This is a genomic window from Paenibacillus sp. J31R120 (assembly GCF_056269225.1).
Genome location: NZ_JBWDNN010000005.1, coordinates 336650 through 348750 on the forward strand (window position 1 = coordinate 336650; position 12101 = coordinate 348750).

The 12101-nt window shown below is 43.0% G+C and carries 9 protein-coding genes; 2 read left to right on the top strand and 7 right to left on the bottom strand.

What is annotated here, in order from left to right; translation table 11 throughout:
* Positions 1-153: 153 nt before the first annotated feature.
* Together AC0YNW_RS19895 and AC0YNW_RS19900 are read right to left on the bottom strand one after the other, a co-directional pair.
* On the bottom strand, positions 154-2403 hold the full coding sequence (locus tag AC0YNW_RS19895) for a 5'-nucleotidase C-terminal domain-containing protein (protein WP_475833441.1): 2250 nt from the start codon (positions 2401-2403) through the stop codon (positions 154-156).
* A gap of 387 nt (positions 2404-2790) precedes the next feature.
* Positions 2791-3798, bottom strand: coding sequence for an alpha/beta fold hydrolase (locus AC0YNW_RS19900; protein ID WP_475833442.1), 1008 nt, complete (start codon positions 3796-3798; stop codon positions 2791-2793).
* Between the two features lie 440 nt (positions 3799-4238).
* Between AC0YNW_RS19900 and AC0YNW_RS19905 the strand changes: the two genes are divergently transcribed.
* Entirely contained in the window at positions 4239-4994 is a 756-nt protein-coding gene (locus tag AC0YNW_RS19905) for an SDR family oxidoreductase (protein WP_475833443.1), read from the top strand.
* A 52-nt stretch (positions 4995-5046) separates the two neighbouring features.
* Here AC0YNW_RS19905 and AC0YNW_RS19910 read toward each other — a convergent pair whose 3' ends face one another.
* Positions 5047-5427 carry a MerR family transcriptional regulator gene (locus AC0YNW_RS19910; RefSeq protein ID WP_387475600.1) on the bottom strand — a complete coding sequence of 127 codons (381 nt, stop codon included), beginning with the start codon at positions 5425-5427 and terminating at the stop codon, positions 5047-5049.
* A gap of 89 nt (positions 5428-5516) precedes the next feature.
* Between AC0YNW_RS19910 and AC0YNW_RS19915 the strand changes: the two genes are divergently transcribed.
* On the top strand, positions 5517-6422 hold the full coding sequence (locus tag AC0YNW_RS19915; RefSeq protein ID WP_475833444.1) for an NAD(P)-dependent oxidoreductase: 906 nt from the start codon (positions 5517-5519) through the stop codon (positions 6420-6422).
* A gap of 436 nt (positions 6423-6858) precedes the next feature.
* Here AC0YNW_RS19915 and AC0YNW_RS19920 read toward each other — a convergent pair whose 3' ends face one another.
* The 4 genes from AC0YNW_RS19920 to AC0YNW_RS19935 form a co-directional block, all read right to left on the bottom strand.
* The gene (locus AC0YNW_RS19920) at positions 6859-8775 is read right to left on the bottom strand and encodes an LTA synthase family protein (RefSeq protein ID WP_475833445.1); all 1917 of its coding nucleotides are present in this window, start codon (positions 8773-8775) and stop codon (positions 6859-6861) included.
* A 23-nt stretch (positions 8776-8798) separates the two neighbouring features.
* Complete coding sequence (locus AC0YNW_RS19925) at positions 8799-9668, bottom strand: polysaccharide deacetylase family protein (RefSeq protein WP_475833446.1); 870 nt, start codon at positions 9666-9668, stop codon at positions 8799-8801.
* 349 nt (positions 9669-10017) lie between these two features.
* Positions 10018-11208 (bottom strand): ABC transporter substrate-binding protein, encoded by a 1191-nt coding sequence (locus AC0YNW_RS19930; protein WP_475833447.1) that lies wholly within the window; start codon positions 11206-11208, stop codon positions 10018-10020.
* Between the two features lie 322 nt (positions 11209-11530).
* Complete coding sequence (locus tag AC0YNW_RS19935; protein ID WP_475833448.1) at positions 11531-12100, bottom strand: SF0329 family protein; 570 nt, start codon at positions 12098-12100, stop codon at positions 11531-11533.
* Between the last annotated feature and the right edge of the window lies 1 nt (position 12101).

A 12101-nucleotide genomic window follows, 5' to 3' on the forward strand; every position in this document is an offset into this window, starting at 1 on the left:
CACTTAACGGTACAATCACGATTGTCTTAGTGGAAACCTTATCCAAGATAACAACAATCGCTACACACACGACTCCTAGTATGACCAATACTGCTAATCCCAAAAGCAATTAAAAAGAAGCAACCAATTTCATCATTGGTTGCTTCTTCCTTATTACTTACCGTTAACTTTTACATATTTGCTATAAACGTAGGCCGTTTTGCCTTTATAAGAAATCTTATACCAGCCTTTTTCTTCGCCTAAAATCGTAATTTCAGTATTTTTTGAAATCGTTCCATATATTTTCGCTTTGCTCGATGGATTTGAACGAACGTTTAAGTGATAAGCTGTAACGACACCTTTCGTTAATTTCGGCAGAGTCACAGCAGGCTTTTCTGACTGTGGCTTTTCAGGTGTTGGTTTGCTTGGATTCGTTGGCTTCTCTGCAGGCTTTTCTGTTTCTTTTTCTTGCTCAGCTTTAGGAGCATTTAGTGCCTTTACTAGTTTCTGATAAAATTCTCCAGTTGTTTTTACACTTGCGAATTGGCTTGCATCTACGTTTGCTTTTGCTGCTAATTGTTCTTTTTCTTGCCCTGTAATTGAATCCTTCACATTAATGGATGCGATATTTGTATACTTTCCATCCTCTGATGCAGGAATTGCTAAAATACCTTTATTGATTAGCTCAACAACTGCTGCACGTGCAGGCGATTTTGTATCCACACCAATGATTTTCCAGTTATTTTTGATAATTGGCTCATAGACACCTTTCATTTCTTCCTTCAAGTATCGAATGGCCAGATTTCGGATTGTACCGCCTGTTTCTCCATAAGCACTTTCATCTTTTGAAGACCAAATCATATTAAATTTACGTCCTTCAAGTGCTTGACCTTTCGATAGAAGAAAGTCCATTCTATATGCATTCATACCAAGCTTTAAATGATCTGCCATCTTAATTGGCGTTCCATCTAATTTGCGAAGATTGTTTATTCTGTTGCCAGACTGCTCAGTTAAATCAATATCATATTTTACATTGCCAAAAAAGTCATTTGTACTATATTTAGATGCACGTCTAGTTTTGTCAAAGCTAACCGTCACATCTCCATCGCGTGTGCTATTAAAGTAACTGACAGCCCATTCCATATAATCCTTTAAATCTTTACCGGTTACTTCATAGACAGATACTTCTCCACCAGCAAATTGATAATTATATGCAATGTCCTTTTTCTTAATAGGCCCTACATTTAATGCAGCTTTGTCATTATCAATCTGATGTGCAACAACGTCTGCCTTACTATAATGCAGCATGACCTCATGGAAAAAGTCTGATAGAGGCGTTTCTTGAATTTGAACAGAAGGAATACCAATAATTTCGTTTTTCGGAACAAGATTTGTTCCCTTTAGCTGTGCTACTTCGATATTCGCATCCGCGCGTGCAAATTCATGATATGGCTTTAATGTTTCTTCTAATCCTTTGTCTGATTCAACAAATGACCCATCCTCGTTCTTCACAGGAATCGTTGATGCATCTTTTTCTTTTAATATTAATTGCTCACCCTGACGCGTAAATGTTAGATCGATTCGTGAAATATGCGTTCCGTATCGATTAGGCTCTGTAATCATAACTCCGTTAACTTCTTCTTTATTAATCAGCACATGATTATGACCCGCAAAAATAGCCGCTAGCTCTGGAACAGCATTAGCAATGTCCCTTACGCCCGTTCCTTTGACACCGTTTTCATTTTCCAAGCCCATATGAATAAGGCCAATCATAACATCTACTTTACCTTCTAATTCTTTAACTGCTATCTTCGTTTCCTCTACTGGATTTTTTACGACTAATCCTTTTAGATGGTCTGTGCCTTTCTCATATTCTGTAATCATTGGCGTTACCATCCCGATAACTCCAATTTTAACACCTTCACGTTCAATAATTGTATAGGCTGGTAAATAGCGTTCGCCATTTTCCTTATAAACATTTCCGGCAAGTCTTGCTCCATTGAATTGACTAGAAACCTTGTCCAGCACATCCAAGCCGAAATTAAATTCATGGTTCCCATACGTCCAAGCTTCATAGCCCATTTCATTTATAGCAACCATCATCGGAGATTGTGGTTGATCATTGAACAATTCAGCAGAATTATCCTGTATCAAATCACCGTTTTCCAACAAGATTGTATTTGGGTTCTCTTTACGAATATCTTTGATGATTGTATATAATTGTGTTAAGCTTCCAGTCAAATTCGGGCCATCTGTCGCGTAATCCCAAGGCATAGAGCGACCATGAATATCTGATGTAGCAAGAAGTGTAATATGTACGTCCTTCTCTTCTTGAGCATTTACAACTGCTTGCGGAATGAAAACGCTTGTAAAAATCAATACCGCAATACAAAGAGTTGCAATACCTTTATTAATTTTACTCATTCTAATTAGCCCCCTAATTAATCTGAATTTCAAGATTATCTTAGCATCTCGAATTACTTTTCACAACATAATTTTTAAAAACCCAGTATTTGGATTTAATTAATGATTTATTTCAATGTGAAGACCTCACTTCGTTTTAAAATTTCACTTAAAGCCCCTTCGTTATATATACAATTAAGGTAAATGTTACCTTGATATTAATTGAAATCGGATCACTCAAATGCCCTGTCGAATCAACATCAATCAAAGGAGAGCGAACCTGAAGTAACGTCCATGTCTTAATCAATCCGCTCAGATGTCCTGGGGAAGATCCTCAGAGTATGATCAGCGAAAAACAATCGGCATCCTATGCAAGAACTCTTGCATAGGATGCCGCAACAGCTTTCCTTATTTAATTTCTTCCATATACGCCCGGAACTTTTCTGCAATTTCTTTTGCATGGGTACGATACAAGTAATGATCCGCTTCAAAGGTGATTACTTTACCATAATCAGAATCTTTTGCTTGCTTTTCATGCTCTGGTAACCATCTGTCTGTTACAGGATGATTCGCTTGGATAAAGAAAACAACAGGAAGCTTATTGGGGAATGTTAACTGTTCAGCCCCTTTAAAATTAGAAGGCATCCATTTAATTTCATTTAGATTGTTTGGATTTGCCATGTTTTTGTGACCAAGCATTCTCATTTGTTCTTTTGTTTCCTCATCATAGGACAGCCCAGCATACGGGTCGTCACCTGATTTCACCAATAATCTGGTGAATCCTAATTTTTTGAGCAGGCTTAAAGCTCCAAGTGTTGAAGATCCAACCTCCTGTTCACTAAGCGTTGGAACACTGCTATCGAGCCCAACAAATGCACTCACTTCGTTTTCATATTTGTTCACATAATCTAATCCGTACAGACCTGAAATGGAATGAGCCATGAGAATGTAACGGTCAATTTGAAGATTCTGCAAGGCTTCGTGGATTTCACTTACGATATTTTCTGTCGTTCTTTCTTTGTCGGTTTTATCGCTTAATCCATAACCAAAAGGCTCAATCACGACCACTTTATAGAACGGCGTTAGTTCATCTATTAACGGTTTAAAATCAAGTGCTGGCGCCGCTGTTCCAAAGCCAGGTAAAATTACGATTGTTTCCTCCCCTGTTCCTTGAATCATAGCATTCATCTTTTTACCGTCTACTGGCACTAATTGACCATAAGATTGTATCTTTCCCTGCTCCGATTTACTGGAGACCTTATCCACGATAAAAACAATCGCTACAAATACAATTCCTAGTATGGCCAATACTGCTATAGCTTTTAGTAAAAATATAAGAATTTTTTTCACCATTGACGTTGGCTTCTTATCTGTAGCCGGATCGTTTTCCCCTTTTATGACCTCATTTTGTTTCACTCGTATCGACTCCTGACATTGTCTATTTATTAGCTGCAAGCCTTAAAGGAAATCTTACACGACGGATATGTACTCCCTATTACGACAATATGAACGGAATATGAACAGACTGAACAGATCGTGCTCATCCGCAATAATGTAAATTCGCAGTCATTTCACTTCATTACGTCCGCGAAAGCGAATGAATAGGTGGTTGTTCATCTCTCCTAGTCAATCAACCACCCAAATAAAAAACGCAACCCTTGTCAGGTTGCGTTAGATGTCCAGGATTAATTTCTGCTAAAACCTAAAGCAGTCACCCAGCGAAATAGCAGAGACTGTCACACAGAGGCATTCCATTAATCGCCGTAAATTTTGTATTGACCTTCACACTAGCGTGAACCTTTATACTGTCACTAGAACATCGAAAAAAAATACTTTACACGAGGAGAAACAAGATCATGAGAAAGTATGAAGGCATGAAAGCTGTAATAACGGGCGGTACGCACGGAATCGGAATGTCTGTGGCCAAATCATTGCTGGCACAGGGAGCAGAAGTTCTACTGACTGGACGCAGTCAGAAAAATGTAGAAATAGCGAGACGAGAACTCGGGGAACGGGCGCATGTTATTCAATCCGATGTGTCGCTCATGACGGATATTGATGCATTAGGTGCTTACATCGCCGAACAGTTCGGCGAGATCGACTTCGTCCACATCAATGCAGGAATCGCTCAGCTTGAACCTTTCACGGAAGTGACCGAAAGCTCGTACGATAAGACATTTGACATTAATACGAAGGGGGCATTCTTTACGGTTCAGCGTCTGGCTCCGTTCATTCGAGAAGGCGGTTCGATCCTATTCACCTCATCCGTAGCAGATGAAGGCGGAACCCCCGGGATGAGTGTTTACGGCGCTTCAAAAGCTGCGCTGCGTTCGCTTGCCTCAGGTTTTGCCGCTGAACTATTGCAGCAGGGTATTCGCGTCAACGTGGTCAGTCCCGGATTCATTGATACGCCGACCATGGGCGTAGCAGGCTTCTCGGAATCGGAGCGGGAAGCATTTGAGAGGCTTGGCGACCAGATTACGCCAATGAAACGTCACGGTACCCCGGACGAGGTGGCCAAGGCAGTGCTCTTTCTCGCGTTCGAAGCCACCTTCACAACAGGCGCAAAACTGACCGTAGACGGCGGTCTAGGTCAAGGTCTTTCTGTATAAAAAGCAACTTTGGCGCAGACGCTCGTCATGTCTATGACTTGAAAAGGTTGCGCTAGATGGATATCCGTAGTTCTTGCTTTTTGCTGGCAACGGTCAGCGCAATCTGCCGCTCCAGCAGCCGCTTCAATTGCAGCATTGAATCGATCTGGCTGTTCACCTTACGAAGTTTTTCCTCGTAGATTTCCTGCATTTCTTCACAGTATTCGTAATCATCCGGAGCCGCTGCATCGCACTGGAACAAGCTTCGTATTTCATCTGTCGTAAATCCCAGCTTCAAGTAGAGTTGAATCGATTGGACGCGTTCGACGGCAGTTTCGCTGAACTCACGGTAGTTGTTATCGAGTCTGTCTGCCGTAAGCAGACCTTTTTCTTCATAATGTCGTATTGCGCGCGAGCTGACATTTGTCAGGCGGGACAATTCTCTTATTTTCATTTTTTCGAGGCCTCCTCGCACGAGATTTATCCCAATTATATGTCGTTGTTATGCGGAAAGAAAGTACTCAATGGAAAGGGGAATAAAATATGGATAAGAATTCGTTAACCAAAGCTATTGTGAAAGAAATCGATCGAATTCCAGTTACCATCATTGGGCTTGGGAATATGGGACAGGCGCTGGCGGCTGCATTTCTGCGGACCAGCCATCCTGTAACCGTCTGGAATCGAACGGCAGACAAAGCCGACCTCCTCGTCAGCAACGGGGCGGTTCAAGCTAACTCGGCTAATGAGGCCGTTGCTGCAAGCAGAGTGATTGTGGTCTGCTTGTCGACATATGAAGTTGTAAGAAGCATGCTGATTCCTTTAGAAGCAGAATTGGGCGGCCGTGTCATCGTCAACTTGACCACCGGGACGCCAAATGAAGCGCGCCTCTTTGATACGTGGGCTAAGGAAAAACGCATCGAGTATTTAGACGGGGCGATCATGGCGGTTCCCCCGATGATCGGAACTCCTGACGCGCTTATCCTTTATGGTGGCAGGAAGGAACTCTTTAAAAAATATCAACCGTTGCTTCAAGTGATGGGAGGAGGTTCGACTTATCTGAGTGAAGATACGGGTGTTGCGCTGCTGTATGATTTGGCAATGCTTACGATGTTGTACGGCGCTTGGTATAGCTATTTTCACGCACATGCATTGCTGAGAACGGCCAATATTTCTGCAGAAGAGTTTTTGCCTTATACAAAAGATTGGCTGCAGCACTTGATTGTGCCTTCGCTGACAAGTTCGGACGCCGCTCGAAGACTGGATGAACGCCAGTATGACACCGACGTATCTAACATAACGGTCAACAAGCTATCATTAGATCATATTGTAAATAGCAGTCGGGAGTTGGGCGTGTCTGTCGATTGGCTGCTCCCCATCCAGACCGTCGTCGATGGGATGTTAGCCCAAGGTTTCGGATTGACGGCTTCGAGCGCGTCTTTGAATCGATGATCAACCGTTCTGTACCGACATCCCCCGATCAAAACAGATAATCTGAACTACAGCATATTCCGCATTCGCCTATATGGAGCCTAGAGGATTCATCTTCCAAACGCGTTTTCCCGTGAAAAGAAGCAACTCCTTATGAACAGACTGTAATAAACAAAATTCCGTAGACGGACACTTTGAAAAAAGTGACCCTTTACAGGTCATAGTTCGTAGCCCTGCTTTACAAGTTGCGTTAAATATACAAACTCAATAGCGTTGCATTAAATCTTGTGTCTCTTCTTATTACGCATGGATAAGGATACACTTCTTTCGTCATTTGATAAAAGGGTTGCGCCCCATGATTTCTCCCGTGTTCAGAGACGCGCAAGGCAATATACACATGAAAAAGGGCTCCTCTTACAGCATTTTCGATGCCATGAGGAGCCTCACTTTCGTATCCTTATTGTGCCGCTTCCGTAAACTCGATATTATAATTCTCCATAGCCAGCTTTGTTAAATACGATTGATCCATATAACGTGCCAAGTATCGCTTGCCGAACAACAAGTCGTACTGCAACTCCTCATAGCGGTCAACAAGGGGCTGCAGCGCCTCTGGTATCTCTTGCGACAGATCGCCTTCATTCGTCACCGTTAAACTACGCAGCAAGCCGGGCAGCTGTTTTCCCAACTCATAGGTATACGCATGCGGCGGAGGCAACTCCAATCCCAATAAGTCCAGCACACGTCCGCCCAGGAAGGATGCGCTGATCACAGGCCATTCTTGCTTAGGCAGAGGCAGATTGGACCATACTACGAGTGGTGTGCTATGCATGTTTCGCAATTCTTCCTGATTCCAGGAACGATCCCGTGGCACGAAGCCACCCTGCTTGTACACCTCGTAGTTCACCCCCAGCATCGGCAAATGGTCGCCATAAAACACAATGACGGTCGGCTCTCCGGCTTCTTCAAAATGGTCGATCAACATCTGCAGGCTGCGATCTGCATCACGCGCGCCTTGGGCGTACGTCTCCGCAATGCGCTTTGCTTGGTCGGTTAACGCCCCCTCCGCCTGGATCGCTGAGTCTCCATAGCGCCGATCGTCATAAGGTCCATGGTTCTGCATCGTTACGGCATAGATAAACATCGGGCGATCGGATTGCTTAGTGGCAGCAATAATTTGCCGTGATACTTCATCGTCCGAAATATAATGCCCTTTCCTTTCAGGATTGTTGAAATATTGTATGCTTTGGAAGCTTTCAAAACCTAGATGGCGATATACCTGATCCCGATTCCAAAACCATCCCTCATAAGAATGGATCGCCTGACTCTTGTAGCCCTGATCGCTGAAGTAGCTCGCTAAAGAAGGCAGCGCACGGCCGATGTACTGCTGGTAAGGTACAGCACCTTGTGCAAGGAAGCTCATTGACATCCCTGTGAGCACTTCAAACTCGACATTGCTCGTCCCTCCGCCGAATTGTGGCGAGAGCAGATAGCCGCTTGTCGATTCCTTCTGCAACCGATGCACCGTCGGGATCGGGTCCTCCGAGAAAGCTATGTTCGGCATTAGCGTAGGGTCCCAGAACGCTTCATTCATAATAAAAATGACGTTTGGCTGTTGTTCTAAGCTGTTGCCGCCATCTAAGCGGCCATCTCTCAGTTTGAGGATCGATTCGGAAAGGGCAGCCATTGCTGCTTCTCCATAGCCTTCCGGCTTGCTGACGATTGCATTTTTGACATTCCATGCAAAGGAAAACGCGAGCCCGTTATTTTTGTAGTTTTCCTTCTGGTTCCACGCGATTTGAGTTACGCCGGCTTTCGCGACCATATCGGCCGTCCAGGGCATCCTGACGCCAAACGAGTATAAAATAATAATCGCTCCGGCTCCGAGAACAATCCGCGGGATGATCGGCAACGAAAGGCGAAGTGTAAACATACGAACCAGAATACAGCCAAGCACCACAAACAGGATGAGTGCAATTCGCTTCAATGCGGGCGGGTCCGCAATAATTGGGGCAATATTAACCCCTTCTTTGTTCAACATGATGTCCCATGGAAAAAACGGCTCTCCCAATAGGTTAACCTTCAAAAAGCTAATAAAAGCGACCAGGAACAGCAGTAAAGACGTAACCGCAGCCGAAATAAACAAGCAACCGATTAAACTATAGATCGCTATAAACGCTGCAAAGATGATTACTGCATTCAAAAAGGCAATATCACTATTGTTTCCGATCCAATCCAGCGTCCCTTGTAATGAGCCGCGAGCAATTAATTCCATTCCGAACGCTATTGCGCTTCCGATCAGCAGAGAAAGCACCACAAGCGTACTGTATTTGCGCTTTGCGTTTTGCCCAATAAACAAAATGACTTTACTGCGCATTTTCCCAAGCCGGCCCTCTCTTATCATGAGACGGTTTGCTGTTGCATCATATTCATTAGCTGCTCGCTATCGACCCATGCCTGGCCTGCGTTTAGCCGCATTACAAGCTGATCATCGCGCTTTGTTAAACCCACGTCAGTCGTGAAAAAACGATTTATGTCAAGCTCTTTTCCGATGGCAAGCACAGTTTCATTATAAGCGCCATACGGAAAGCAGAGCAGTGCAGGCTGCTCGCCCAGATTTTGCTGCAATAATTGTTCATTTTGAAGCAAATCCTGCTTCACGCGCTCCCGGTACTCCGCGTCCGTTTCCGTACGTTTTTCCGCATTGATCCAGCTTCGGTGCGTCAGCACCGGATTATCTTGCCCGGAAGCGTCTTTGGTTTTTTGATGAAGATCATAGGTATGCGAGTAAAAACTCATTCCTGCTTGTTTCATTTCTTTCATTTGATCCCATGTCATATGTGCAGTGGTGTGAACGGACTTTCCAACATGCTTGCCGATAATGAAGTGCGTAGCGGAAAAGTTGTATTTTTGCAAAGTTGGAAAAGCATAAGTATAGAAAGATTCGTACCCATCATCAAAGGTAATGACAACCGCATTCGGCGGAATTGTGGCTTCTCCGTTTACAAATTTCAAGTAGCTGTCCATGGAAATCACATTATAAGGGCTTTTATCCAACTCGCGCATATGGGATTCAAATCGTTTGGGCGAAATCGTTATCCCTTCTTCCTTATCGTCAATGTGGTGATACATTAAAAATAGCACTTGATCGTGATAAAAGGTTTCTGTTCCCGCCTGGGATCCCCTTTCCTTATTAAAGCCTCCTAATATAAAGCAGAAAGCCAATAAAACTCCAGCCAGTACCATCATCATTATCATTCGTCTGAACATTATCATCCTCTTCTTCCTCTCTCTACTAGCTTGGCGATTGGGCTATCCCTATCGCGGCATCCTCCTCTTTTGCTTTACTAATCTTGGTGATCGGGTTCTCCCTGTCATCGTGTTGTTAAAAAAAGTATATAGTAGAGATGATAAGAACTCTTTTCCAATTACTTTCCAAATTCTTAATTAATTCTTAACAAAAATTAAGGCCCAAAAAAGAAAAAGATTACTACCGCTTACATTATTTCACCAAAAAATATGGCCGCTATAAGGCTGTCATTCTGGTAGGTTTAGCCTGTTAATATAAACAAAGTAAATAGCGTTGGTTATTGATACAAACTACTAACTATAACTGCTGCTACTCTTTTGTCTGTGCCAACAATTGCGTACCTATTAGCTCTAGATTTTGTAACGCTTGATCTATAGATACTTGTCCTTCATAAACCTTGGTTAATTCCTTTTCCCCCGCTTCGTTAAAAGCTGAATGAAAGGCTTGCGGCAAGCTCTGCAACCAACTCGAGTCGGCCTGCGCAATCGTTAAATCATAAAAAGCCGCGTAGTTATGCCCCTCTGCATCCTTTAGATATTCCATGCGTGAAGTGAGGTTGCTTTCCAATTGAGCCGTTGTAAAAATTTTTGCATATTCATCGCTATTCATGTATTTCATAAACTGCCAAGCCGCATTCAAATTAGTAGCCTTTGCATTGATGGCCACAACGTGTTGCAGCCAGATATAGCTAGAAATATTGATTGTCTGACGATCACTAGGGATTGTCACCATATCCCAGTTCAAATGATGTTCACTGTCCAACAATTGCAGCTGTTTAATGGTGTCTGCCAAATCATTTCCGCTAATCGCCATAGCTGTTTTACCAGAAATAAACGGATTTAAGCTTAGAACATCTTTGTAGCTCATCCCTGGTTGGGGAAAATGGTCATCACTTGACTCATAGATCGACTTGGATTGGAAGGACTGCATGACCATTTCGAATACATGCCTCCACTGCTCGCCGCTGATTGTGACTTGTTCTCCCTTGTTGTCCACATAACGCAAATTTTTGCTGAGTCCAACTTCAATCGCTAATTGAAAAGGAGTTGATGCTGTAAACAACCTTAATCCAGACGATCCGGTCTCCTCCTGGTTAAACAGCTGGGCCAACTGCAGGACCTCTTCCCAGCTCATTCCATCTCGGGGATAAGGCACGTTCGCACGGTCGAACAGGTCTTTATTGTAATACAGCGCCCGACTATAGAATCCATTGGCTAATCCGTATAATTTGCCGGAGCCGATGGAACGAAGATAGTCGGTGATCACGGGAACCATACCGGAGAGTATCCCATTATCCTTGTCTTGGTTAAGCAGAGTATCCAGATCCATAAGCATATTTTCCGAAGAAACTTCTTTAAATTGATGGTCGTAAAGAAATACTAGATCCGGTTGCTCAGATTCGATGAATTGAATCAATTTATTTTTTTGTTCTTGCGGGCTTTCTTCATATAAGGACGGCATCTGTATGATCTCGATATCCACGTTGGGATGCTTACTCATAAAAAGTGCTCCGTATGTGGAGTAAAATGCTTTCCCTCCTTCATATAGAATCTTTAATTGGACATTCTCCTCATTGGATATGGAAAGCGGATCTTTGGGCCGTGTACATCCCGCAGTTATGACGGTTAGTGAAATCAATATGATGAGTACAATTAATGATTTGAGTCTATGCTTGTGCAATTCGATACAACTCCCCTTTTCATATATGATTTATAAAGACTACATAACTATAACTAGCGATACACCTTATTTTGTGACAACAAAAAAACACGCCGAATACGACGTGTTCGATATACATCTATCTTTACTTTGAGAGCCCGGTTTAGACCGTGCCAAGCCTTAATTCATAAAAATACTGCACAGCCGGATGCTTTAGCTTAATTTTTTCGGACATGTTCAAAATCCGTTTTTTTCCGACTCGCCTGTCCACCAATGCCAAAATATTTAATAGTATATCCTTGCTTTCAATGCTTTCCTCAATAGACGTAGATAAAAATTGGTTAGCCACCGTTATAAAATTGGATTTACTGAGCGAAGCTTGTGCCGCCATAAGCTCTTTTGCCAATTCAGATATTTTTCTGCTTCGTGCAATGACGATTAGACGATCCTCCGGAATCTTGCCATCCGTATTCATTCTGACAGCTTCTAATTGTTCATGACTGATCGGAATATCGATCCCCGAGTCGCTTTTGATTTCCTGCTCCGATGTATACCATTTGATTAAGGTAGTCGCATCGTTCATGTTCAAAATATTCTTTTTATCAACCGTGATATAACAAATTCCTGCTTTATCGGGCAGATAACGATAGCCGGTTGCACGGTATTCCACTTTCCCTTGTAACGAAGGACTGAGAAAGCTCTCTAATTGCTGCTTCAATTTGCTCCAAGACATG